Raw genomic sequence first — 24,653 nt, forward strand, 5'->3', positions numbered from 1 at the left:
AAAGAAAAGTACGAATATACAAAAACAGCACAATCTCATTAAATGAGATGTGCTGTTTTTCATTTCTATATTAATATAGTCGCCAGTACGACAAAGAACAAAATCCCGAAAATAATGCTCATGCCAAGCATCCATTTGGCTTCCCGGTGCATGCCTTGCGCCTTCATATGCCGGTAACGGAAGCTGTTTGTCAGTACGAACAGCAACGTCATAAACAGTACAGCAACTTCCAGATAGCCTAATATTAAAAACGTTAAAGCCGTAACACTTAAAAGGGCAATTCCAATTCCCTGCAAAATTTTAATGTTCACATAAGCATCCCCTAAAAAAGAAAGCCGGCAATATTTGCCGGCTCTTCATCATTATTTTTTATCTTCTACTGATTCAAGTGCTATTTCCGGATGGTTTGAATAAAACTTACGGCCAATGAAGGTTTGGATAATCAACAAGATCCCTCCGACTGCCCAGTAAACCGGCAACGCGGCCATCGATGTAAACGAGATGAACATGATCATGATAGGTGAAATGTAGACAAACAATTTCATCTGTTTTTGCTGTTGCTCAGGCATAGTCCATAACGACACTTTGGCCTGGAAGAAATACACTGCACCAGCAATCAAGGTCATAATGACATCCGGTGATCCCAGATTAAACCAAAGGAACTCATGAGAACGAACGTCCGGCGAGTACAGAATGGCGAAATAAAGGCCCATGATGATCGGCATTTGGATAATGACAGGCAAACAGCCCATATTCAGCGGGTTTACTTCATGCTTCTTGTAAAGTCCCATCATTTCCTGCTGCAATTTCATCTGCTCTTCTTTATCTTTTGTTTCTTTCAAACGCTTCTGAATATCTTCCATTTCAGGGCGCATCTTATCCATCTTGACTTTCATACCTTGCTGGCGTTTATATGTGCGCAGCATGAAAGGCATTAAAACTAGGCGGATAATGATCGTAATGACAACAATGGCCATACCATAACTGCCGCCAAACAATCCTCCTAAATAATCCAATGAAATATCAAATGGCTTTACAAAGATGGTATAAAAAATTCCTTCTTTGTTTTCAACAGCCGCACAGCCACTCAGTAAAACAGCAGCAACAGCCATCATCATTAATAATGTAATTTTCTTTTTCAATTTAGTCACCTTCACCTTTTTCAACTACTAAGAAGTATAACGATAAGCGCAGCAAAATTCAATCCATGTATAGAACACGAGAGGTTTTTTTAATTTTTGTGACAAAATTACGGCTTTCCAAATTACAGGACAGACGGCTGATTTACCGCGCTACTTTGCTTTAGCAACGGGATAGACAGCAATTTCGGCTGCTAAAAACTATTTGTTGAATCAACTAAATCCAGTTTGATTTAAATGAAAAATGAACAAGAAAAAAAGGAGAATTTCTTCTCCTTACTTGGCATTCGGCAATGTGTAGCGGAAATATGGAATATGCTGGCTGTCACGGAATTGCTTTGGCGTGACGGCTGTGTATTTCTTGAAAATCCGCGTAAAGTAGCTTTGGTTGCAGAAATGAAACTGCTTGGAAATATCAGAAATGCCTTTGTCTGAGTGGCGAAGATAGTATTGCGATTCTTCAACACGGCGGACGTTCAAGTATTCAACAAGAGTAATGCCGGCATGCTCTCTGAAAATCCGGGACAAATGGCTTGTCGAAATACTAAAATGCTTAGCAATTTCCTCGACTGATAAATCGCGCTCTACTTCATCATTGATGTAGATCACAACTTTATTGACTGTTTGGTGGCCAAAAGAAGGCTGCTTGCGTTCAGAAATAATCGATACAAAGAATTCTATCAGTTCATCAGCCACAAACATAAATTCTGAATCGTTCATGTGCTTGTCCACTAATTCCACACAAGCTGAGTTGAAAGCGAATGCTTTTTTAGGGGGTACACGCATCTCGTAAAGTTTGCGTGCCATGACAGAAGACAGGATGATGTAATAGTTGCGGATAGAACGGATAATGTCTTTTTCCGAACGAAGTGAAAGCATGTCGATCAATTCTCTTAACGTCTCTTTTGCCCGCTCTTTTTCCAGGTGGTGAATCTCATACATTAACTGTGTTTCAATTTCAAAAAATTTATCCAACCCTTCAATTTGGTTTAAATTTTCTGTTTCGTTCATAAAGATTTTTGAAATAGTTTCTTGAATAGATGGTGCTGTAATAATATTCATCGTTTCCCCGTCTTTCTTTTTACAAGTTTTTGCAGCAATGTTTCAACTATATACTGAAATAACCTAAAATAATAGAGTTAAGCTGCTAATTTTGTAATTTTTTTGTGTAATTTGCTCTATTCGCCCAAACTGCATCTTATGCCATCTGTAACGTTTTAATACAAAATTTATACTATATATAACGTATTAGTTTTAAAAAGGTTTCATTTTGATACACGAAACTCAATTTTAACAGGAATGTAAAACAAACTTCTGAAAACAGACAGTTTGCTTTAAATTCCTGTTTGGCATAAAAGTGGATTCTAAAGTTTACCACCTAAAATCCAGTTGATAAACTATGATGCTGTTATTCTTCTTTGTCCGGCGGAATCAGCGCCCTCACATGCCTCGGCAATACTTCGATCACGAAAGGAGTTGTACAGCCTTCGTCACCATCTATGTTGCAGGACAAAGGTTCATTGGTTTTAATCGATACTTTTGTTGTATGGACTGCTTCCACTGAAGGGTCTTCCTCCAATTTCCCTCTTATAACCGACGTCGCGATGCGGATAAAACCTGGCAAAGCTGCATTTTTCACAATATACAGATGCAAAAGACCATCATCGGTCAATGCTTCTGGCGCCAATTTCTCAAAACCGCCTACCGAATTTGTCAGTGCAACCAATACCAGTTTCGCTTCTCCTGACCACGTTCCATGATCATGCTCGATTTCAAAATAGGTTTCTGTATCTGCTGTAATGGCTTTTATGCCTTCAACAAAATAGGCTAAAGCTCCCAATTTAGTTTTCAAATCGGGATCAACATCGTAAGTGGATTCTGCAATATCACCGATTGCCAGAATGTTCATGAAAAAATGATCTCCAACTTTGGCGATATCCACCCGTTTTTCATAGCCGGTTTTAAGAGCTTCGATTGCTTCCGGCGGATCCAGTGATATTCCTAACGCCCGTGCAAAATCATTGACGGTGCCAAGCGGAATCAACGAAAACAATGGCTGGTGCGGCTGTTCGGCTATACCCGATACCGCCTCGTTTATGGTACCATCACCGCCCATGGCGACAACAAAATCGTATTCTTTTTCACAGGCTTCGGCTGCAAAATGGGTCGCATCTTTTGCTTTTTGTGTTTCTCGCGTATCCACTTCATACCCCATTGAAGCAAGCATCTTTTCTACGTCTTCACGATATTCCGCAGCGCGCTCTTTTCCAGAAGATGGATTTAATATAAACATTGCTTTTTTCATCATCAGACCTCCGATGTTATAATACAGCCATAACTATCTTTACCCACACATCAGTGTAAATAAATCCAGAAAACTGCGATTTATCCAAGAAAGTAGGAACTGTCTTGCGCCTTTTCATATACATCATTATCTTTTTTGCCTTTTTTGACCTATTTGCCCAACTTCCCATCATGAGCACCTATGCGATGACTTTAGGAGCCAGTCCTTTTATCGCCGGATTGGCAGTCGGCATGTATTCATTGTCCAATACCTTCGGAAACATAATTTCCGGTATTGTTTCAGATCGAAAAGGACCCTTTGCCATTTTAGTCGTTGGCCTATTGTCGACAAGCATTACCTTATTTGCCTATTCGGCAATTGATGGGCCGTACAGCCTGCTTGCTGTCAGATTTCTTCACGGCCTGGCAGCTGGGCTGACCGTTCCGGCAGCCTTTACTTACCTGGCCAATCGCACTGAATCCGCAAAACGCGGAAAAGGTGCGGCATTGTCAGGAGCCTTTGTCGGTTTGGCCGCAATTCTTGGTCCGGCTTATGGAGCCATTTATACAAGCCGTAATGACGTTCCGCAAACCATGGTATTGACAGGAACAATAATTTTGCTGATTGGTGTAGCCGCATTTTTCGCATTAAGGCAGACTGCCATAAAAAAAGATAAAGTTGTTAAAGAGACTGTCCCTTTCATGGATATCATAAAGAACAGTGGCCTACTCCGTTCGTTTTCCGGCGCTTTTTTTCTGATGTTTTCACAGGGAGTCCTGGCTTATATGCTTCCTCTGAAAGTTGAAGCGCTCGGACTGGATTCACAACTCAGCGGATTGCTGCTCAGCACTTTCGGAATTTCGGCAATTCTTGTTTTCCTGCTTCCGGTCAATCGAATTTTCGATGCCGCCAAACCCATCTATACTCTGATCGCCGGGTTTGCAGTAATGGGACTTTCCCTATTCTTCCTGAGCGCTGCAACGGTTGAGCTGCTGCTGTATGCCAGCATGTGCACTTATGGGCTGGGTTTCGCCTTGCTCTTTCCTTCGATCAATTCCATCTTGATTGATTCGACGAATTCTGCCTCCCGAGGCCGAGCATACGGTTATTTTTACGCCTTTTTCTCCATCGGCGTCGTAGCCGGCTCAAGCGTTACAGGAGCATTTGCTTTAAGCCCCGATCAAGGATTTATCGTCAGCGGTTCGCTGTTGCTGATCGTCGCTCTGCTCAATGCAATGGCTTTTAAAAAATAATAGGCAGTAAAAAGGATGGTCCTGGACCATCCTTTTTTTTATAAATTATCTGTACCGATTTTATTTTCTGGTGCAGCTGAAGTTGTGTTTTCAGATTTGTCGCTGCTGTTATCATTTGATGACAGCTTCACATCGCCTTTTTCTTTGTCATGCTTTTTCTGCTGCTGCTCGTTGTAATACTGAACGCTTGCTGAAGCTCCGCCTTCTGCAACCATTTTGTTTTCACGTTTTTCTGTAGTGCTTGGTGTGTCAGCCGTTTTCGAGATGGGGTTGCCGTCTTTATCAAGGTTTTGTGATTCCATGTAAGAATTCACCTTCACTTTCGTATCATTGAAAGCCTTTGTGGCTTTTTCACGGTTTTCAGGATTTTTAAAATATGCATATGCTCCAGCAGCCAATCCTGCTAATAAAAAACCTCTTCCTCTTGCCATTTGCAGCACTCCTTCGTCAGTTTTGTTTAATATTTAATAATTACCCTTTTTTTCATAATGCTAATCCTTTTTTATATGTCAAAAGTATTACATTTTGCTGTACGTTAATTTCATGTCCACATGGGGTATGCCATCTTCATCGTAGCTGTCCGACACCGGCTCAAATCCGAAAGATTGATAAAATTCCTGGAGATAAACTTGTCCCTGCAATTGAATCGAAGGGGCATTCCATTCTTTGAAGATGTACTCGATGCTTTTCTCAAGCAGTTCTTTTGCCAATCCCCGTCCTCTGGCATCTTTACGGACTATGACTCTTCCAATAGAAGGCAGCTCATATTTCACGTCAGCCGGCACTAAACGGGCATAGGCCAGTACCTCATCATTCTCACTGTAAACCAAATGAATCGACTGTTGATCTAAACCGTCAAGCTCTGGGTAAGGGCAGTTTTGTTCGACTACAAATACATCCACACGCAGCTTTAACACCTCATATAATTTTCTTGCTGCTAATTCGTCAAATTGGTAGGTATTCCAGTTCATATCTTACATCCTCCTTTTGGTTCTATTATTCCACATTAGTGGCTATTCAGCGCTTTTTTTGATATGATTGCAGAAAGAATTTCAGAGGTGATTGCATGATTAGAACCGTTACATCCGCAGATATCACATCTGTACAGGAGATTGCTAAGATTAGCTGGAATGATACATATGCCGGCATCATTCCCTCTACAATCCAACAAAGCTTTTTGGAAAAATCATATTCTATTCCGATGATGGAAATGCGTTTAAAAAGAACGATTATATTGCTTGCGGAACATGAAGGCCAGCCCGTTGGCTTCGCTAACTTCACGAAGGTGGATGAAGATGGCGATGCAGAGCTGATTGCCATTTACATGAAACCGGAATTTCAACGCTCCGGCTACGGCAGGCAATTGCTGAACAGCGGCTTGAGCTACCTGCTTAACGGCAACCAACTATTTGTCTACGTAGAAAGCGAAAATACAAAAGGCCGAAACTTCTATGAAGCCAACGGTTTTAAATTTTTGGAGGAATTCGAAGAATTATTCGAAGGCCACCCTTTGCAAACGGCTAAATACGTTTATCATTTGAAAGAAGCTGCCTTATAGGCAGTTTCTTTTTTGAGAAAGAAACATTAAAAAAGACGTTCAGGCACTTCCAGCCTGAACGTCTTTTATGCTTACTGACACTCCCTCCTTATAGTGGACGGTAAGGCGTATCATCATCATTGCGGGTTGTTGTATCATCACGGCGTACTTCATCTTCGCGGCGTGTTGTTGTATCGTCACGGCGTACTGATTCTTCTTTGCGGCGAAGCTGATCTTCCTGATACTTAAAATCATCATCACGCGTGTTTTGATTATTTTGTGTACGCGGCTTGCGGACAAAACACATAATAGCAGCGATATAGAAAAGAATAGACGTTAAAGATAGTAGCCCCGCAAACAAACCAGCTAGGATAAACAGGACGCCTGCAGTCGATGCCTTTTTGTTTTTACGGAGATTGATTAGGGCAATAATAGCCAAAATTGTACTTACTACCAATAGTGCAATCAGCACCCACCCTACTACGCTAAAGCTTGATGACATCATGTTAATGACCGTTTGTGCTTCTTCAGGAGTCGAAAACGCTGGATCTGACATGATTTCATCTTCGATAAACTGTTGGAATTCAGGTGTGCCCTGAACGTTCGCATAGCTTGCCATTGCAAAGCCGATTAATGCGATTGCTAAAATATTAAAAATGATGCCGATAATGCCGAGCACTTTTTCTCCTGCTCTGTTCACTGTCTCTTGATTCATTCAATCCACCTCTTCCTTTAGACTTACAATCTCTTATTGTATACGTATAAGTAAGAATTTGGTTACTTATATTACACTGTTCCCGTAATAAAATTAATAAAACCTGTTTAGAAACTTGAAAGTGGGGTAAATTACTAATATCAAACATTTGAAAGGGGTTCTAAATAATGGAAAAAAATATAATTTTTAACCAAGCTGATTTTTTTTACGGCATCGGAGGAGCTTCAGTTTTAACAGCAATCGTCTTCTTTATCACAAGCATCTAAAACGGAGGTACCGAATGATCAATTACATACTTTTTCATTAGCAAAAGCAATCCACTCGACTGACAGCGGATTGCTTTTTGTGTGTTCAATATTCGGTTTTTATACAGTCGGAAAAACTCCCCACTGCATAAAGCGTTTCTATATTTTGACGTCGTCGTATTCTTTATAGCGGTCAAATGCCGTTACGGCGTAAGAGCAGACCGGCTCCATTTTATAATCGTGTTCGCGTGCATAGTCTGCTGCACGGTCCAGAAGTTTTTTCGCCAACCCTTGGTTGCGCATCGATTCATCGACAAAGGTATGCTCAATGACCATAACATTCGCCAGCTCTGTCCAGGTGATTTCTGCTGTGACTTTGCCCTCTTCTTCCAGACGGTAAGCAAACTCGTCGCTGCCCAATTCAATTAATTTAAAATCCATCCTCTATTCTCCTCCTATTCACTTGTTGATGCTTAATGGCCGAAGAGATGCTTCGATTTGAGCGCGTTTCGGCTCAAGAAATGGCGGCAATGCCAGCTCTTCACCTAAAGCATCCATCGATTCGTCCGTTGCAAAGCCGGGCTCATCTGTCGACAATTCAAAGAGAATCCCATTGGGCTCACGGAAATAAATTGCCTTAAAGTAATAACGGTCGACCTCACCCGAAGTTACAAAACCATTCGACCGCAAATAATCGTTCCACTTGCTGTAATCTTCGTACGTCTTTACACGGAACGCAACATGGTGGACGCTCCCTCTTCCGGGACGTTCCGGCGGAAGGTCTGAACGTTCTTCTAAGTGTATTTCGCCAGCAGGTCCTCCTTTTCCTGTTGAAAAGACCAAAATATCTTTTTGCCCCTCTACAGTAGACGGATAGTCCCCAACTTGCTCAAAGCCCATAATGTCTGTCAAAACGGATGCTGTTTTGTCGCTTTTGCGGACTGTCAAACGGACAGGCCCCAAACCAACAATCGCAAATTCTTCCGGAATCCCTGCTTTGGTCCAAGGTACTCCATATTCAATGCCGGTGCCATCATCGACAACCAGCATTAATCTCGAGCCCTCGAAATCCTGAAATGTTAAAGTCGAACGGTTAAAACGCTGCTCAATGCTGCCATGCGGGACGTGCAATTCAGCAAAGCGCGCAATCCAGTAATCCAGCGCTTTTTCGCTTTTCACGCGGAATGCCGTGTTGCTGATGCTTGAAACACCGGGATGCGTGCGCCCCGCCATCGGTATATCGAAGTATGTCATGTCAGTACCCGGCGTTCCGACAGCATCAGCATAAAACAAATGGTAAGAAGATGGATTGTCCTGATTTACGCTTTTTTTGACTAGGCGCATTCCCAGTATCCGTGTAAAAAAATCATGATTGGCATCGGCATTGGCGGTCAAAGCTGAGACGTGGTGAATTCCTTCTAATTTCATCGTTGTTTCCTCCTGTTTATCTTGAATTCGAGATATTAATTCCATATTATCACTGTCTTTTCGTGTGCGCAAGCCATTAAACTCCAATAAAAAAACAAGCAAACCCTAAATTTCCGGGTTTGCTTGTTCTCATTAATTCATCCAGCCGCGTACTGTATCAGCTATATTTCTAAAGAAATTTTTAACGCTTTCCCAAAATCCTTCGTCATTGACGATGGTGCTGATATTGTCTTCAATAGTCTTGCTCAAATCTTCCAATTGCGTGGACCATTGTGAAAAATCGATATCAAGTTGACGAATGCGGTCCATCAGATCCACTAATAATTGGCGGTCTTCCGGGCTTAATTCAATTTGAAGATTGCTCAATTGCTCTTCAACTATTTGTTCTACTTCTTCACGAGTTGTCGGATTTTGCTCAGCAATCTGCTTTTTGATTTCTGTTAACAGTTCGCTGACTTTAGCGTCTTCCACGCCGCCGTCTGCCAGTTCAGTTGCCACGGTCAATTCGTCATTTGCAACGTCTGTCCGCTCTGGGTCCAGCTCTTCACCATTCACTTCATAAGCTTTGTAGATTCCTACGAGCGCTGAATGGCCAGTTACCGCTTTAGGTGCAGCCACTTCCACAGTAGCGTTTTCGATACCTGCAGTCAGCATGGCATTGCCGTACATTTCAGAGGTAACTTGTGTAATGTTGTCAGGAGTGACGATTTCAATGACCAGGCCTGCGCCTTCATCTTTGCGGGTAATTTTCGCGGATGAGTACATATTGGCACGGGAATCCCCGTCTTCAATATAGTTGATCAGATCCTCGCCCGTCACTTCAATTTCTTCCACGTCGGCTTCTCCTGCAACATCCAGGCTTTCAGCTACAGAAGTTTTTTCTTCGGCCGATAAATCGCCTCCATAAACAACGATTGGCAGACCGAACTTTTCATTGATGCCGACATTTGCCGAGCTGTACGATGGCAGCATGACAGACAGCGTAAACAGTAATGCTATAACAGTGAGTAATTTTTTCATTTTTTAATTGCCCCTTCCTTCAAATTAATACGAAATTAATTTGAAAAGGTTCCTTTACTTCGTAGACTTGGTCCATCCTTCTTCCTGGATGATCTGGCGGTTCTTATATAATTTGCCGAGTGCACGCTTGAAAGCCGCTTTGCTCATGCCGAAAATTTCCAATATCTCATCCGGAGAAGATTTATCAGTGAACGGCATTTTGCCGCCCGACTCTTCGAGATAACGCATGATTTCATCCGCGTCGTCTGACAATCGTTCCTGTTTTCTTGGAAGCAAAGAACCATTTAACGTGCCATCGTCTTTGACATCGATGATGCGGACCGTTTTTTCTTCACCGAGACGCGGCTCTTCTTCCCGCTCTGTTTCGTGTACGAAAATTCTATACATTTCAGGTACTGACAGCATGAAGGTACCAACCGGCAGCAAGCGGTAAGCTCGTGCCTGCAGGTTTTGGTTAAAGGCTGTTTCCGGTGCCGGCTGCATCAATTCCAAAACTTTCTCCTCTGTTGCCAGGCGTCCGTACAAATCGCCATGGCGATCGGTACGGAGCGTCATGAAAATATGGTCGCCTTGCTGCGGCCATAATTCCATGATTTGCGGAAGATCCGCCGGCAGCAAATAAACTTCACGCGTCGTGCCAATATCTACTACGGCGCCTTCACGTTGAGACACTTTCAAAACTTTTGCCCAGCCATATTCACTCGGCAGGATGTGAGGAATCATCGGTGTTGCCGAAACGCCGCCTTGGCGGTTACGGTACAGGAAGACTTCAATCTCTTCCCCAATCTCCTGCCCTTCTTCTATTTCTGACGCGTTCATCATTACCTCATCGCCTGAACCGTCTGATAGGATCCATTGTGATGTCGAACGGTCTTTTACTTGTAATGTCGCTTTTAATCCTGGGTGTAAAGCCATAATATGCTCCTCCTATTTTTGTTAACTGTCTTTTCCTTCTTTTTTCAGCTGTTCTAGCTTGCCTCTGAACTCCGGGCTTTCTTCCAGCAATTGGACCAAATCGGCAATCCGATCGATTGAATTCCAGCTCAAATGGTGCTCGATTCCTTCAACGTCCACGTAGATCCGCTCTTCTTCCACACCGATCAACCGAAGAAATTGCTCAAGCAAGCCGTGCCGCTGCAACAACCTTTTGCCCAGCTTTTGGCCTTTTGGCGTCAGCACAAGGCCTCTGTAGCGTTCGTAGATCAAGTATCCGTCTTTGTCCAGCTTCTGGACCATCTTGGTGACAGAAGAAGGCAGCACCGATAAGGCTTCCGCGATATCCGATACACGCGCATAGCCTTTTTGCTCAATTAATGAGTATATGATTTCAATATGGTCTTCCATACTTGGAGTAGGCAAAAGTCTTTCCTCCCTCACGTAGCTATGTTCAGTTTACTATACCGCCATCATTGAAACAACTGGGCTTGGGCCCTCTCATAACAGTCCGTTTTTTCAGAAAGGTTTAAGGTGAGCGGGGCTAGGGTATATCTTACTATATACAAATTACTTATTAGTGAAAGGGCAGGTGAAAAACATGGGACGCATTCTTTGGATTATTTTAGCGGTTATTATCGTAGTATGGCTAGTCGGATTCTTATTGGACGTAGCAGGCGGACTAATACACATTCTTTTAATCATTGCAGCAATCGTTTTAGTTATCAATTTGGTTACTGGACGTAAAGGCGTATAGCCATAGCAACGATTAAACATAAAGGGTTGTCTCGAAAGCCATGATAAATGGCTTTTGGGGCGACTCTTTTTTGTTTGCTGTTAAATTTATTAATCCAATATAAAAAGCAGGAGAGAAATCAATGATTTTCTCTCCTGCTTTACCGAGTGAACGGTTTTATTGTCTAACTTTCGCATAAACACAAGTATCCCGAAGCTTGTTTCCTACCCGGGAAACCGCATCGTTGCGTAAAATTCCTTCCAGCTCAAAATGCAGGCGGTTGGCTACGGCGCGGCTTCGGACATTGTCCGGGTCGCAGCGGATTTCGACGCGGTTGGCTCCTAGCTCCTCAAAAGCAAAGCGCGTGATGCGCTCCACAGCTTCTGTAACAAACCCCTTGCCTTCAAAACGGCTGTCGACCCAATAGCCAATCTCGAATTTACGCACTTCCCAGTCAATGCGGTGAAGTCCTGTAGAACCAATAAACTGGCCGGTTTCTTTCAAGAAGAAATGGAGGCGCAGATCTTTGCGCAGTTTGAAATTGGCCTCTGCCTCGATTAAGGTTACTTCGGTTTCCGACAGGTCAGGCTTTTGCTGCGCAAATGGCAGCCACGGGCGGAACGCTTCCAGTGAATGCATGACTGCCTCGTAGCTCGCTTGCGCATCTTCTCTTCTCGGTGCACGGATCAATAGGCGCTCCGACTCGAATTGTTCCGGAAAATCAAGCAATACCGGATTGAACGGCGGCTCTTTTGATTCTATTATGGCATCGTCCCACAGCACCGGCGTTGTGATGCCTGCCTGCCAGTCTTCACGTGTCATGCCGTATGTCACGGCATCGTAATAGCGGTTTTCTCTTGGAGAAAACCAGGCTTGGCGAAGATGCGCCTCTTTGACAAAACCGGTCCGTTCAAAAGCTTTGCGCATCGCAAAATTATCGTGCCGCGTGTTGCCTTCCAGACGAATTTTCTTCTCTGGCATTGAAAAGACGAAATCAGCGACCAATTTCAACGCTTTCGGCCCATAGCCTTTGCTGCGGTATGGATCCGCTATCCGCAAATCAAAAAGCGGAATATCGTCCTGCAAATCAAAAATCTTTACCAAGCCAATCTGCTGGTTTTCTTCATTTTCAATCCAGAACGTCGTCACCTGATCCGACTTATAGCCGCCTTCTTCAATCGTTTTTTCGATCAAAGCCCGAACTGGATGTTCATGCCCGTGAAAAGGCCATGAATTTGTCGTCATAAAATGAATCAGCTGTTCCTGCTCTTCCATTGTCCATTCTGTTAACTTCAACACAAAACCCCCAAACGTACCTTACTTCTGAACTTTCACAAGACGCAGTGCATTCAAGATCACCAGGAGCGTGGCACCCATATCTGCGAAAATCGCAATCCACAGTGTCAGCCAGCCTGGGATAATCAAAAGCAATGCTATGATCTTGAGCCCTAATGCAAAGACGATATTTTCTTTTATTATACGCAATGTCTTTCGGCTGAGTCGAATCGTATACGGAAGTTTCTCCAAATCGTCGGCCATCAGGGCAATATCTGCCGTTTCCAGTGCTGCATCTGTCCCTGCCCCGCCCATTGCAATGCCGATGTTTGATGCAGCCAGTGCCGGCGCATCGTTAATGCCATCACCGACCATTGCAACACGGCCGTATTGCTTTTTCAGCTCTTTAATTGCGGACAGCTTGTCTTGCGGCATCAATCCCGCCCGGACATCTGTCACGCCAATTTCAGCGGCAATCGCCCTTGCTGTTGCCGGATGGTCGCCTGTCAGCATGATTGTCTGACCTATTCCCATCGCTTTCAATTGGTTGATGATTAGAGGACTTTCCGTTCGGATGGCATCTGCGACTGCAATCGTTCCAAGCAGCGCAGTTTCTGAAAATATGGCGGTAACGGACTTTCCGCTCTCTTGCAGTTTACGCGCTTTTTCCGGAATGCGTAAGCCCTTTTCTTCTGCCCAATCCAAACTGCCGACATAAACTGTTTCTTCATTAACTAACGCATAAGCGCCTTTGCCGGTCACCGAATTAAAACCTTCGGAAGCATAGACGCCCGCTGCCGCTTGTGAAATGGCTTTTGCCAAGGGATGCTGCGACATCGCTTCTACGGAGGCCGCCAGCTTCAAAAGTTCTTCATTGGTGATCGTGCCCTGCGTATGCACGTCTGTCACTTCCGGATAGCCTTTGGTCAATGTTCCCGTTTTGTCGAAAGCGACAGCATTGATCCGTCCCGTTTCTTCCAAGTGAACGCCGCCTTTAATGAGCACACCCTGACGCGCAGCATTGCCGATCGCCGTTACAATCGCAACCGGCGTTGAAACAACCAGGGCACATGGACAACCCACAACAAGTACGGCCAAGCCCTGGTAAACCCATAGCTCCCAGTTGCCGGTCACAAATCCTGGGATCAGCGCTACGAAAAAGGCGATGGCAATAATTACCGGTGTATAGTATTTGGCAAACTGATCAATAAACTTCTGGGTCGGCGCTTTTTCAGCCTGCGCTTCTTCCACCAAATGAATAATCTTCGCGATGGTGGTATCTTCGACACGTTTGGTAACTGTGACTTCAAGTGCACCCTCAGCATTCATCGTACCGGCGAAAACTTCATCACCAGTCGTTTTGGCTGCAGGAAGCGATTCTCCTGTAATGGCTGCCTGGTTGACCGAAGATTGCCCGCGAAGGACCGTGCCGTCCATCGCAATTTTCTGGCCGGGTTTGACGATCAAAATGTCTCCGATGCGGATGTCTTCGGTATCCATTTCGATCAACTCACCGCTGCGCTGAATTAGCGCCCGTGCCGGAGCCAAATCCATCAGGCTGCGGATTGACTGGCGCGCTTTGTTCATCGAAAAGGATTCCAATACTTCACTGACAGCGAAGAGGAACACCACAACAGCGCCTTCACGCCACTCCCCAATTATGACCGCACCGATAATCGCAATTGTCATCAATGTCTTCATATCAAACTGGAACGAGCTGAGGTTTTTCAGCCCTGTCCAGAACATATGGTAACCACCGATTGCCATGGAACCGCCAAACAGCGCGATGGACCATGGATGCGTTTCGCTCATCTGGAACGAAACGATAATCCCCGCTATCAGCAGCAATAACGAAAGAGCGGTTTCTATCGTTTGACGGCGCTGATAAAAAGGAACATGCGGTACTTTTTCTTTTTCAGGATAAACACGGATATGATCAAAGGCTCCCGCTTTTTCCAGCGCTTCGATCGTCACATTCCCGTCGATGGTCAGTTTGGATGCACCGAAATTCAAATTGACATTTTTGATATCAGGCAAATTCCGAACATTTTTTTCAAACTTGGCTGCACAGCTGGTACACGATAAGTTTTCAAGACGGTAGGTTTTAACCATTTTCCATACCTTCTTTCGTATGTTCATGAGCGATGGTCACCAGTTGGCGAACGTGATCATCCGAGAGCGAGTAGTAAATCTGTTTTCCTTTGCGTTCAGACTTAGCCAATGCCCGTTCACGCAGGTAACGCAAATGATGCGAGGCGGTAGCTGTGGAGGATCCGATGACCGCAGCGATATCGCAAACGCACATTTCTTCTTCTATAGTTAAGGCATATGCAATGTTCAATCGCGTTTCATCTGCCAGCGCTTTGAATAAACTTGCTACATCCCCTAAATCGGTCATGTGCTTTTGGACACGCTCGACCGCTTCCGGATGAACTTTCGTCACTTCACATACTTCTCTCATGCCGTCACCTCTTTCATTCAAATGGATATTTGATTGTTTTCTTCAGTATATCTGCTCAACCCGCTACAGTCAAACGCACATTTGAATGAGCTTTATTTACTTCGGTTTAAAAAGGTGATACAGTTTTAAAGTTATTGCCCGGAAAATTTTTGTGGAATCTGTAAGATGACCCCTTCATGGGACACCAACCCTTAAATAATCGACTCAATTAATATAGAAGGAAGTGGACATTTTTGAATACCTTATCTTATAAAGAGCAATGGTTCGGCAACATTCGCGGAGACATTCTTGCTGGAATTGTTGTTGCACTTGCGCTCATCCCGGAAGCAATCGCCTTCTCCATCATTGCAGGAGTCGATCCGATGGTCGGTCTGTACGCTTCGTTTTCCATCGCCGTCATCATCTCCTTTGTCGGCGGACGCCCTGCCATGATTTCTGCCGCGACAGGCGCTATGGCACTGGCGATGGTCCTGCTGGTCCGCGACCACGGACTGGATTATTTACTCGCAGCGACGATCCTGACCGGCGTTCTGCAATTGATCTTCGGCGTATTGAAAATAGCCCGCTTTATGAAATTCATTCCACGCGCTGTCATGATCGGCTTTGTCAATTCACTCGCGATCCTAATTTTCATGGCACAAGTGCCGTTCATTTTCGGAGTCAATGCCATTACTTACGTTTTTGTTGGAATCACGTTGGCAATTGTATACATCCTGCCGCGTTTTTTCACAGCCATTCCGGCTCCTTTGATTGCGATCCTCGTATTGACGGGAATTGTCATGTACAGCGGCATCGATATGCAGAATGTCGGCAGCCTCGGTACCATTTCACAAACTTTGCCTAGCTTCTTTATTCCAAATGTTCCATTCAACTTTGAAACCCTGCAAATCATTTTCCCAACTGCATTGGCTTTATCCATCATCGGTTTGCTCGAATCTTTGCTGACCGCTTCCATTTTGGATGATGCAACAGAAACAGATTCGGATAAAAACCAGGAAGCACGCGGACAAGGGATTGCCAATGTCATCACCGGATTTTTCGGCGGCATGGCAGGCTGCGCCATGATCGGCCAGTCCGGCATCAACGTCCGGTCCGGCGGCCGCGGGCGGTTATCCACTTTTACTGCCGGCGCTTTCCTGATGTTCCTGATCATTGTCCTTGGCAATTGGGTCGTCCAAATCCCGATGCCGGTCTTGGCGGGCATCATGGTCATGGTTTGTATCGGCACTTTTGATTGGGGCTCGTTCAAGTATTTAGCAACTGCCCCGAAAGCGGATGCCATCGTAATGCTGCTGACTGTTGTGGTTGTCGTATACACGCATGACTTATCCAAGGGCGTATTTGCCGGCGTTATTTTAAGTGCTTTGCTGTTTGCAGCCAAAATCTCCAAAGTCGATGTCCGCAAAGAAGGATTGGAAAGCAATGCGTCGAATAGATATACGATACACGGACAATTGTTTTTCGCTTCTTCCCAGGACTTTGTTTCCGCATTCGATAAAGTCGAAGCTTCCGAAGGGATTGTATTGGACTTTTCAGATGCGACTGTCTGGGACGATTCAGGCGTCGGGGCAATCGACCGGGTCATGAACAAACTGCAAGCGCAGGGACAAATTGTTGAAATTGTCGGTTTGAATGCCTCCAGCCAGAAACTCGTCGATAAGTTAGCGACATACGGCCAGGCGGGCAAGAGCACACATTAAGGGGGTTGCTCCATGTACGAAAAAATTTTAGTAGCGGCTGATGGCTCCGATCATTCAAAAAGAGCTGCTCACGAAGCAGTCCGCATGGCCAAAGCCAATCCACAGGCTTTCGTTACTTTGCTGTATGTCATCGATTACGAAAAAGCTCGAACCGAAATTCTTCACAGCCAAAGCAGTGATGAAGTCCACTTCGAACGCCGCAAGCATCTAGTGCCGCTCGAAGAAATCTTTCGTTCTGCGGGCGTTGATTTTGAAACCAAAACACTGCACGGCGTTCCTGGACCGACCATCGTTAAGCACGCCAATGAAACCGGCTATGATGTCGTCTTGATCGGCAGCCGCGGATTGAACGCGCTGCAGGAAATGGTGCTTGGCAGCGTCAGCCATAAAGTGGCCAAACGTGTTCAAGCTCCTGTCATCATCGTCAAATAAACTCAGCCGCTTTTCGTGAATCTGCGAAAGCGGCTGAGTTTTTGGTTTATGGTCGTTCAACGGGATTTGTGGTCGCTCCTTCGGATTTGCAGTCGTTCAGAAAAATTTACTGTCGCTCAGCTGAATTTGCAGTCGCTCAACAGATTTTATCGCCGTCCACGAAAAAACTCCCCCTGCATCGATCACAGGCAGAGTCCAAATCTATTGCATCAAGACGTAACCGAGGCCAAATAATAAAAGCCCACTCGCTAAAGTAGCTAGAATGTAGCTGCCACCCTGCAGCCAGTTGCCGTCTTCAAAATCTTTGACGGCATCCAAGGCCATCGTTGAAAAAGTGGTAAAGGCTCCGAGAAAACCAGTGATCCAGAAAGCCCACAAACTGCCGCTTCCGATAAATGCACCAAGCACCAATGAACCGACGCTGTTGACCAGCCAAGTTGCGGCTTTTGGCTGCCATGACCTGCTTTCAACCAGCAAATAGAACAGATAACGTGTGACGGCGCCCAAAAATCCGCCAATTGCGATACCGATCATGACGCCACCCCTCTTCGGCCAATCCACAGTCCTGCGGCCGCTGAGGCAATACAGGCCACTGTCATGCTCCCGGCAAACGCCAATCCTACCCAAACGGATGACTCCAAGTAATGAAACCAATCAGCGGAGAACGCAGAAAAAGTGGTAAACGAGCCAAGCAGGCCTGTCGATACCAGCAGCCGCAGCTCTGCCGACTTGCGGGCTAAACGGACAGCCGCAACTCCTATCAAAAAACTACCAGCTATGTTAACGAGCCAAAGTCCAAGCCCTCCTGCAACTGCCATATATACTCCTGCACGCAGCAACGCGCCAGCCATTCCGCCAAATCCTACCGCCAATATCCGCTTCATCCCAAACGCCCCGCATCTGTTTTTCTTCAGTATAACTTATTAAAAAGAAACGTGTTTTTCACTTGAAGAGATAGTATTCTTCAATTCTAGGGTTTTTTGCATTAAATTTAAAGGAACCCCTGTCACCTTGGCATAAAAAGGTTACAGGGGTCCCTAAGGTTCATACTCTGTCTATGGTAGCTTTCGATAATAGATTATATGTAAAATACTTAATCCAAAATAGAAGGTGTTGACCTATAAATTTTTATATTCAATGCTGATAATGAAGTATTTAAGTTCAATCTTTAAAATACGCCCATCACAAGAAGAATATTGTCCGGTATGAATTAATGATGACAGCTTCTTGTAATACGAAAGCAGTGAAACTAAAAAAGATGACACTGGTACAGTGGTAAACCCACATTATCAGTGTCATCGTATTGGAATAAAGACTTGAGTGTCCTTTCTTCTTAAATTGTTCAAAAATTAGGGCTCATTTTAAAAATCCATTGTTTTTGTCATGTATTATTCAGCCACCGAACGAAGCAATTTAATAAGCGGTGCTTTCGTTTCAAAACCTATCCCTGGAACGTCAGGCAAACCCACATAGCCATCTACAACCGGAATATCATCGGCAAATCCTCCGAATGGTTCAAAAATTCCCGGATAAGACTCATTGCCTCCTAGACCCAATCCTGCTGCAATATTCAGCGACAATTGATGCCCACCATGTGGAATGCAACGGCGAGAAGACCATCCGTGTTCCTTTAACATATCCAATATTCTCATATACTCCACAAGTCCATAACTCAGTGCACAGTCAAATTGCAGATAATCCCGATCTGGCCTCATGCCCCCGTATCGAATGAGGTTTCTGGCATCCTGCATAGAAAAGAGGTTTTCCCCGGTTGCCATCGGGTGTTTATAATGCTTGGAAAGCTCCGCTTGAAGCTCATAATCCAGCGGATCTCCTACTTCCTCATACCAAAACAAATTATAGGGCTCTAATTTTTCTGCATATCGAATCGCTGTCTCCAGATCAAAACGGCCGTTTACGTCCACCGCCAGAGATTGGCCGGATGGCACCACTTCCAGTACAGCTTCGATTCTTCGAAGATCTTCTTCTAAACCGTTCCCGATTTTCATTTTCACAACTGAATATCCCAGGTTCAAATAGCCTTTCATTTCTTCTTGGAGCATTTTATCGTCTTTTCCTGGCTGATAATAGCCGCCTGCCGCGTAGACAAATACTTTATCGTCCGGCTTTCCATCCCCATAACGTTCAGCCAGCAGTTGATAAAGGGGCTTTTCTTCTATTTTTGCAACGGCGTCCCAAATTGCCATATCAAGCGTTCCCACCGCAACCGATCGTTCCCCGTGGCCGCCTGGCTTTTCGCCCGTCATCAAGATATCCCAGATTTTATGAGGATCAAAATTTGACCCTTCATCATTTAGAATATCATTAGTTTCCGCTTCTAATAAACGAGGGATAAACCGTTCATGAAGAAGTCCGCTTGGAGCATAGCGGCCATTTGAATTGAAGCCATATCCTATAACCCTTTTGCCGTTTTTAAATACATCTGTGACGATTGCTACGACAGAAACAGTCATTTTAGAAAAATCAATATAAGCATTGCTTATACTCGATTTAATAGGTACTGCTTTTTCTTTGATATCGATTATTTTCATCCTTAAACCTCCTATTTGGCATTTGTCATCTATTTATAGAATAATTAATAAATTTATTAATGTCAATATAAAGCTTAATTTTAATTAAAATAACGAAAATAGTTATTTAATAAATTTTTTAAATTTCATATATATAAAAAAGACGCTTCTTGTTAAGAAACGTCTTGCCTTATTTTTTCTTCTTATTCGTAGGCTTGCTTTCGATGATCCCTAAGATTTCCTGTCCTCCACGATGCCTGTGGGAATGCATTAGGAGTTGAGCTGCTTTGCTGTCTTGGGCTCGCATGGCAGCTACTATTGCCTGATGTTCTTTAATCGATCGAACAGGAAGCTTTCGCTCATTAATGGTAAACAACCTAGCCCGATACAATTGATCAGAATGACTATCCATTATATTTTGCAGCCGTTCATTCTGGGAATACTCAACGATTAAATTATGAAATTGATTATCTACATCTATATAGGCCTTTAAATTATTTTCGTTCAGATGCTTTTCTTGAAGCGCAATAAGGGAATCCAGAATTCCGAGATGCTCTTCGTCAATATTTAATGTGGCTAACTCAGCAGCTACTCCATCAAGAGCTTCAGCTATTTGACAAATTTGCTCAATATTTTCTTTTATGATTGGTTCAACACTAAAGCCTTTTCGAGGGGTTAACCGAATCCAGCGATCCATCTCCAATCGAATCAATGCTTCTCGTACGGGTGTGCGGCTCATTTCCAACATGTCGATAATTTCACGTTCCAAAAAAGCTTCATCAGGTTGAAGCTGAAGATTTCGGATCGCTTTTTGAATTATGATATAAGCCTGTTGTGGTAAACGGTCTTCGTTTGCTTCTTCTTTATATAGCAATAAGGTCTTTTTTAAAGCAGTGTTATCGCTGCTTCGTCTATCTTTTTCTTTCATCAGACTCACCAAATTTCAATTTAATAAAAGTGCAGATTTTATATAAATTATAGCAGATGCCGGCCTAAATGACCGCGGTTTTACTAGTAACTCTTGTGTTGTTATAAAACGTTTTATGAAAAATAATTCCGGTTTGGAATCTTCTTTTGCAGTACCTGCGCTAGTATTCGCCTCTTCTCTCTACGTATTCAATAAGCTTCTGATAATCTGATGATATGTAAACTAAGTAGGAATGTATTTATTATGATTATCAATATAGAAGCCCTTTTTCTTGAATTTCGAGAGGGACGCCTGATTCTCTCAGTAAGTTTTTGACGGATTCTCTTGCTACACTCGAAGGCACAATAAACTTATATTGCTTATTGTTATTTAAAATAAACACCAATCTCCCATTGTCTGGTAAGGCGGAATGGAAAGTAGACTTTTCGCTAAATTCAACGTGTTTGATGTCTACTATATTGAGTTGAAAGTTTCTTCTCTTCTGAAGTAGTTCTTGTTGATTGTTTTGAAAGACCTGGTCAATCTTTTTTTCATTACGATTGGCTAGTTCTTTGAAAATCATATCCCGCAACTCGTATACAAGACCTAACATGGGAAACCAAACGTTGTTGTCCTCGTCGAATTTATCTTCAATGTTAATAAAGATAAATTGGTTTTCTGTAATAAACACTTTATAGCTTCTGTCGAATGTAAATGTGCTTGGTTTTTTAGATAAAAGGATTTCTGCATTTTTTTCTCCTTTGATATTTTGTTAATTTATCGCTTTGCTTTTCTAAGATTCCCCATGGTCGTCATTTGCGCTTTTTTCTTTTTTAATAAAGCTGAAAATTTAATAACTGTTTCTTCAAATATACGCAAACAATAGAGAGATAGCTAGATAATTTTGGAAATATTATCTTTCGTAAAAGTACACCTACATAAACGAAAAAAGAAGATGCTTAGGACCAGCATCTTCTTCACTTTGCTTTTTAGACTTCCGATAAATAATCTGCGATATGTAAATTCTTAGCCACTACACGATCTTAAAGCCTTAGAATATAGCCTTTTGAATGTATCATTTTTTCTAACAAATTAACTTTCACATGTAGTACTGCTAACTTCTTTAAAGTGGGAGAAATGAATGTAACTTAATTACACTTATGTTACATTTAGATTCAATAAAAAAGTTGCTTTATTTTACTGGCTGGTTCTCTTTTTTTGGATTTTTGTATAAGTTAATAAAATAATATTAGCAATTATGGTAGCAATAAAAATATTGAAAATATCTCGTGGATCAGCTCCAAATAGAAGGAAAATAGGAAGTGCCACAATCCATACACCGATGAACATTAGAACTAACTTTATCACTAGAAATCGACCTCCTTACACTTTCTTTTCTACCCTCTTTTGCAGTCAATAAGAGTATTAAAGACAAGTTTTTGAATGTAACTTAATTAGACATATGTTACATTCAGATTTAAATTTTACCAACAAAAAATGCCTCTCAAAAAAGGCATTTTTTCAGCGATATTTATGACCATTTTTCTTCATCGTCTACCCATTGTTTATTCTTTAAGTCATACGGTGTGCCTTCGTCGTGAAAAACAAAATATGATGGCAAATCCAATGAAGCCCCACCTGCGGTTTCCCAGCATTGACGGAACCAATCTGCAAATGCTTGTTGTTCTTGTGGAACTAGCGTTTCTTCATTTTGTTCGTAAAAGTCAAAAAACGCTTCCTGCTGATCATTGTCCAACTGATAATATTCCACTTCTGGCAGGACCTCTTCACTTCCAGCAAAAACTGTTTGGTCATTTCCTTCGTTGAAAACTTCATTGGCCTCTTTATCCATGGAGAACATGACTATGGATAGTTCGAATCTTGTAGGTTCGATGGATGGAGAAAAGTCCAATAGCTCTATGTCGGAAGAAAAATTGTATGTAGAAACTTTTTTCATATTCGCTATTACTGAATCGGATTCTTTCTCCAGATTGGCTTTGATCGAACGGATATACTCGTCGACTGAAAACATAAATAACCCCCCTTAAAATTAATTGAAAAGCATCGATTACGACATTGATTTACCGATTTAAACTACTAAATATCATAACACCGGTAATTGGTAAGAACTACTTATTTTATAAATATTCCAATTTTTTAAAAGCTACTGATCAGTGGAAACCGAATGTAACTTATTTGCTAATAAGTTACATTCAAAATCAATAAAAAATAATTTTTAAAGTTATATCAATAATTGAAAATAAATAAGTAACTTTAATGCTTTAGATATGTCTAATCAATCATAAAGGGGGGATTCCGTTGAAAAAATGGTCTCTATTATTTATATTAGTGGTTTTCACTTTGTCTTTTGTTGGTGGGTGTTCTTCAGAAAACATCGAGAAATTAGATGTTTACGAAATGGAAAGCTTTTCGGTTATCAAAAAGGAGTCATTAACTTCATACACAGACTCTCAAGTGGTTAGCCAGTTAGTAAAAGCGTTCAAAAAAGCTAAAAAAGAGCCAGGAATAGTTGACATGGCTGATCCTGACTATAAAGTTGAATTCGGTGAAGAATCATATTATCTCTGGATCAGTAAAGAACAGGGAACGATAATGAATCTAGATGATACTAATTTCATCTACACCCTTTCACAAAGTTCGTCAAAAAAAATTTACGAGCTATTAAATTAACAAGTTTTTCAGTACAGTGAAATCAAAGTTTTGAATGTAACTTAATTCACATTAAGTTACATTCAAATTCGGGTTAGGAATAGTATATTTGCACGTGGTGAAATTAAAAAAGGCCCTTTTTAAAAAGACTTTTTTTGTACTGCTATTTTTTGAAAAAAATCCTACTAACTACTGAAATTATAAATGTCACAGCAATAATGCCTAAAAGAATATTGGTAATCATTAACGTGTCAGTTAATCCTTCGAGCTGGCTTTGAATTCGAAGTAATTGATTCTGAGTCTTATCACCGATCGAACCCACACTACCTACTAAGCTATTCCAATCCTGTGTTGTAATTTCATCCATGATTTCTTCCCCCTTTTTGCTTTAAATAAGTGTAGCATACTTAAATTAAGATGGTTTTAAAAACCTAATAATAGAAATTAATGGATATTATTTAAAATATATTTGAAATAATTGCAACACTTAAACTATTCTAACAGAAAAGGAGTGGTATTATTTTTAAAGTGAAGAAAACCTTGTTTTTGGTAGCCTTAGTTTTTGGATTGTTTTTAGCAGCCCCTTTGTTCTCAGCAGCGAGTACTTCTACAGACAGCGATTCGTTTAAAGAAAGAATTAATGGGGTTGAGTTTGAAATTCCATATAATGAATCCGAAGTCTATGTCGAAAAATCGTTAGAAGGATTGGTTAGTAAGATTGAAGTATTTGAAGAAGGTTCTGGAGAATTGTTAGATACTTTTGCCGTAGAAGATGAAATAGTGGCGAATAAAAACGAATTTTCCGCAATGAGCACTACGGTCTTAAGAAATGTAACAAGATATAGAACAAGCAGTGCTGATAATGGTCTAGAGACTTGGATAAGAAGTGTAATTGAAGTTTATAATTCAACTAGTTTTTCACAAATTCAAAGCGTTCATGACACTAGATGGTTTACTGGTTCAGGAGGACATACGCTAGAAAATGCTTCAGCTTATGCTGTCTCCACTACAGGAGATTTCCCAACAACTAGTATTAATGTTTACGGAGATGTGACCCTCCAAGTGGCTACTTCGGCAACGGTTTCAGGAGGATGGGAAGCAGCAGAGTTCTCAATTGGCGGATCGGTTAGTGGAGATAACTATTACCGTAAAACAGTCGATCTTTCCTTCTCTTACTCACTTTACTAAAATAAAAAGCCGTGTCCTGAAAATCCGGATACGGCTTTTTTGTGCTTCATTTTCTCTTGTCATTTCGGTCTTTTGTGAAGACCATTCCCAGTGCATCAAGCCAGTTCGTTATTTCGCTGTCCGGCTGATGTTTTTCCAGAAGCGTCAAAATCTTGTTCAGTTTAATGGCCGTAAATCCAAGAAATATCTGTCCTTACTA

At 42.4% G+C, this 24,653-nt stretch carries 29 protein-coding genes; 7 read left to right on the plus strand and 22 right to left on the minus strand.

Translation table 11 applies throughout. From position 1 onward, the window contains the following. Window positions 1-65: 65 nt before the first annotated feature. The 4 genes from QOZ98_RS11920 to QOZ98_RS11935 all read right to left on the minus strand — a co-directional run bounded on the left by QOZ98_RS11920 (window position 66) and on the right by QOZ98_RS11935 (window position 3,444). The gene (locus QOZ98_RS11920) at window positions 66-311 is read right to left on the minus strand and encodes a hypothetical protein (RefSeq protein WP_308787660.1); all 246 of its coding nucleotides are present in this window, start codon (window positions 309-311) and stop codon (window positions 66-68) included. Window positions 312-362: 51 nt separating this feature from the next. Continuing rightward, window positions 363-1,142, minus strand: coding sequence for a membrane protein insertase YidC (gene yidC, locus QOZ98_RS11925; RefSeq protein WP_142827280.1), 780 nt, complete (start codon window positions 1,140-1,142; stop codon window positions 363-365). A 273-nt stretch (window positions 1,143-1,415) separates the two neighbouring features. Beyond that, on the minus strand, window positions 1,416-2,201 hold the full coding sequence (locus QOZ98_RS11930; RefSeq protein ID WP_142827281.1) for a helix-turn-helix domain-containing protein: 786 nt from the start codon (window positions 2,199-2,201) through the stop codon (window positions 1,416-1,418). A gap of 346 nt (window positions 2,202-2,547) precedes the next feature. Further along, a complete protein-coding gene (locus tag QOZ98_RS11935) occupies window positions 2,548-3,444 on the minus strand; it encodes a diacylglycerol/lipid kinase family protein (protein ID WP_308787661.1) in 897 nt (298 codons plus the stop codon). A 104-nt stretch (window positions 3,445-3,548) separates the two neighbouring features. Here QOZ98_RS11935 and QOZ98_RS11940 point away from each other — a divergent pair, with 104 nt between their 5' ends. Further along, window positions 3,549-4,676 carry an MFS transporter gene (locus QOZ98_RS11940; RefSeq protein WP_308787662.1) on the plus strand — a complete coding sequence of 376 codons (1,128 nt, stop codon included), beginning with the start codon at window positions 3,549-3,551 and terminating at the stop codon, window positions 4,674-4,676. 38 nt (window positions 4,677-4,714) lie between these two features. Here the strand turns inward: QOZ98_RS11940 and QOZ98_RS11945 are convergent, their stop codons facing one another. Together QOZ98_RS11945 and QOZ98_RS11950 are read right to left on the minus strand one after the other, a co-directional pair. Next, window positions 4,715-5,107, minus strand: a complete 393-nt coding sequence (locus QOZ98_RS11945) for a hypothetical protein (protein WP_308787663.1) — start codon at window positions 5,105-5,107, stop codon at window positions 4,715-4,717. Between the two features lie 87 nt (window positions 5,108-5,194). After that, window positions 5,195-5,647: a GNAT family N-acetyltransferase gene (locus QOZ98_RS11950; protein WP_308787664.1), complete on the minus strand. Its 453-nt coding sequence runs from the start codon at window positions 5,645-5,647 to the stop codon at window positions 5,195-5,197. A 95-nt stretch (window positions 5,648-5,742) separates the two neighbouring features. On the opposite strand from QOZ98_RS11950, the gene QOZ98_RS11955 reads away from it, so the two are divergent. Then, the gene (locus QOZ98_RS11955; protein WP_308787665.1) at window positions 5,743-6,234 is read left to right on the plus strand and encodes a GNAT family N-acetyltransferase; all 492 of its coding nucleotides are present in this window, start codon (window positions 5,743-5,745) and stop codon (window positions 6,232-6,234) included. Window positions 6,235-6,322: 88 nt separating this feature from the next. Here QOZ98_RS11955 and QOZ98_RS11960 read toward each other — a convergent pair whose 3' ends face one another. The 6 genes from QOZ98_RS11960 to mntR form a co-directional block, all read right to left on the minus strand. Next, window positions 6,323-6,928, minus strand: a complete 606-nt coding sequence (locus QOZ98_RS11960) for a DUF4064 domain-containing protein (protein WP_308787666.1) — start codon at window positions 6,926-6,928, stop codon at window positions 6,323-6,325. A gap of 404 nt (window positions 6,929-7,332) precedes the next feature. Beyond that, a complete protein-coding gene (locus QOZ98_RS11965) occupies window positions 7,333-7,614 on the minus strand; it encodes a GNAT family N-acetyltransferase (RefSeq protein WP_142827288.1) in 282 nt (93 codons plus the stop codon). A gap of 18 nt (window positions 7,615-7,632) precedes the next feature. Next, a complete protein-coding gene (locus QOZ98_RS11970) occupies window positions 7,633-8,601 on the minus strand; it encodes a ring-cleaving dioxygenase (RefSeq protein WP_308787667.1) in 969 nt (322 codons plus the stop codon). 132 nt (window positions 8,602-8,733) lie between these two features. Further along, window positions 8,734-9,621, minus strand: a complete 888-nt coding sequence (locus QOZ98_RS11975; protein WP_308787668.1) for a DUF1002 domain-containing protein — start codon at window positions 9,619-9,621, stop codon at window positions 8,734-8,736. 54 nt (window positions 9,622-9,675) lie between these two features. After that, on the minus strand, window positions 9,676-10,536 hold the full coding sequence (locus tag QOZ98_RS11980; RefSeq protein ID WP_308787669.1) for a CvfB family protein: 861 nt from the start codon (window positions 10,534-10,536) through the stop codon (window positions 9,676-9,678). Between the two features lie 21 nt (window positions 10,537-10,557). Further along, window positions 10,558-10,980, minus strand: coding sequence for a transcriptional regulator MntR (mntR, locus tag QOZ98_RS11985; protein ID WP_308787670.1), 423 nt, complete (start codon window positions 10,978-10,980; stop codon window positions 10,558-10,560). Between the two features lie 175 nt (window positions 10,981-11,155). On the opposite strand from mntR, the gene QOZ98_RS11990 reads away from it, so the two are divergent. Further along, window positions 11,156-11,311 (plus strand): lmo0937 family membrane protein, encoded by a 156-nt coding sequence (locus QOZ98_RS11990; protein ID WP_142827293.1) that lies wholly within the window; start codon window positions 11,156-11,158, stop codon window positions 11,309-11,311. Window positions 11,312-11,467: 156 nt separating this feature from the next. Here QOZ98_RS11990 and QOZ98_RS11995 read toward each other — a convergent pair whose 3' ends face one another. Genes QOZ98_RS11995 through QOZ98_RS12005 form a run of 3 tightly spaced genes read right to left on the minus strand, consistent with a single transcriptional unit; the run spans window position 11,468 to window position 15,026 of the window. Continuing rightward, window positions 11,468-12,586, minus strand: a complete 1,119-nt coding sequence (locus QOZ98_RS11995) for a GNAT family N-acetyltransferase (protein WP_142827294.1) — start codon at window positions 12,584-12,586, stop codon at window positions 11,468-11,470. A gap of 21 nt (window positions 12,587-12,607) precedes the next feature. Then, entirely contained in the window at window positions 12,608-14,677 is a 2,070-nt protein-coding gene (locus QOZ98_RS12000) for a heavy metal translocating P-type ATPase (RefSeq protein ID WP_308787671.1), read from the minus strand. Further along, complete coding sequence (locus tag QOZ98_RS12005; RefSeq protein WP_308787672.1) at window positions 14,670-15,026, minus strand: ArsR/SmtB family transcription factor; 357 nt, start codon at window positions 15,024-15,026, stop codon at window positions 14,670-14,672. The genes QOZ98_RS12000 and QOZ98_RS12005 overlap by 8 nt, the downstream gene beginning before the upstream one ends. Before the next feature lie 233 nt (window positions 15,027-15,259). Here QOZ98_RS12005 and QOZ98_RS12010 point away from each other — a divergent pair, with 233 nt between their 5' ends. Then, window positions 15,260-16,726 carry a SulP family inorganic anion transporter gene (locus tag QOZ98_RS12010; protein WP_308787673.1) on the plus strand — a complete coding sequence of 489 codons (1,467 nt, stop codon included), beginning with the start codon at window positions 15,260-15,262 and terminating at the stop codon, window positions 16,724-16,726. A gap of 12 nt (window positions 16,727-16,738) precedes the next feature. Then, the gene (locus QOZ98_RS12015; RefSeq protein WP_142827298.1) at window positions 16,739-17,158 is read left to right on the plus strand and encodes a universal stress protein; all 420 of its coding nucleotides are present in this window, start codon (window positions 16,739-16,741) and stop codon (window positions 17,156-17,158) included. Between the two features lie 201 nt (window positions 17,159-17,359). On the opposite strand, the gene QOZ98_RS12020 is transcribed toward QOZ98_RS12015, so the two are convergent. From QOZ98_RS12020 to QOZ98_RS12045, 6 genes are all read right to left on the minus strand, one after another. Further along, on the minus strand, window positions 17,360-17,692 hold the full coding sequence (locus QOZ98_RS12020; protein WP_308787674.1) for a fluoride efflux transporter FluC: 333 nt from the start codon (window positions 17,690-17,692) through the stop codon (window positions 17,360-17,362). Continuing rightward, a complete protein-coding gene (locus tag QOZ98_RS12025; RefSeq protein WP_308787675.1) occupies window positions 17,689-18,042 on the minus strand; it encodes a fluoride efflux transporter FluC in 354 nt (117 codons plus the stop codon). Before QOZ98_RS12025 ends, QOZ98_RS12020 begins: the two co-directional genes overlap by 4 nt. Window positions 18,043-18,546: 504 nt before the next feature. Continuing rightward, window positions 18,547-19,710, minus strand: coding sequence for a mandelate racemase/muconate lactonizing enzyme family protein (locus QOZ98_RS12030; RefSeq protein WP_308787676.1), 1,164 nt, complete (start codon window positions 19,708-19,710; stop codon window positions 18,547-18,549). 169 nt (window positions 19,711-19,879) lie between these two features. Next, window positions 19,880-20,617 carry a GntR family transcriptional regulator gene (locus QOZ98_RS12035; protein ID WP_308787677.1) on the minus strand — a complete coding sequence of 246 codons (738 nt, stop codon included), beginning with the start codon at window positions 20,615-20,617 and terminating at the stop codon, window positions 19,880-19,882. Between the two features lie 250 nt (window positions 20,618-20,867). Beyond that, window positions 20,868-21,287, minus strand: a complete 420-nt coding sequence (locus QOZ98_RS12040; RefSeq protein WP_308787678.1) for a hypothetical protein — start codon at window positions 21,285-21,287, stop codon at window positions 20,868-20,870. An 840-nt stretch (window positions 21,288-22,127) separates the two neighbouring features. Beyond that, window positions 22,128-22,628, minus strand: coding sequence for a hypothetical protein (locus QOZ98_RS12045; RefSeq protein ID WP_308787679.1), 501 nt, complete (start codon window positions 22,626-22,628; stop codon window positions 22,128-22,130). Window positions 22,629-22,915: 287 nt separating this feature from the next. Between QOZ98_RS12045 and QOZ98_RS12050 the strand changes: the two genes are divergently transcribed. Next, complete coding sequence (locus tag QOZ98_RS12050; protein ID WP_308787680.1) at window positions 22,916-23,287, plus strand: hypothetical protein; 372 nt, start codon at window positions 22,916-22,918, stop codon at window positions 23,285-23,287. 142 nt (window positions 23,288-23,429) lie between these two features. On the opposite strand, the gene QOZ98_RS12055 is transcribed toward QOZ98_RS12050, so the two are convergent. After that, window positions 23,430-23,633, minus strand: coding sequence for a hypothetical protein (locus QOZ98_RS12055; RefSeq protein ID WP_308787681.1), 204 nt, complete (start codon window positions 23,631-23,633; stop codon window positions 23,430-23,432). A gap of 161 nt (window positions 23,634-23,794) precedes the next feature. On the opposite strand from QOZ98_RS12055, the gene QOZ98_RS12060 reads away from it, so the two are divergent. Further along, window positions 23,795-24,454, plus strand: coding sequence for a hypothetical protein (locus QOZ98_RS12060; protein ID WP_308787682.1), 660 nt, complete (start codon window positions 23,795-23,797; stop codon window positions 24,452-24,454). Window positions 24,455-24,653 lie beyond the last annotated feature (199 nt).

The organism is Planomicrobium stackebrandtii (genome assembly GCF_030814955.1).
Classification (GTDB): domain Bacteria; phylum Bacillota; class Bacilli; order Bacillales_A; family Planococcaceae; genus Planococcus; species Planococcus stackebrandtii.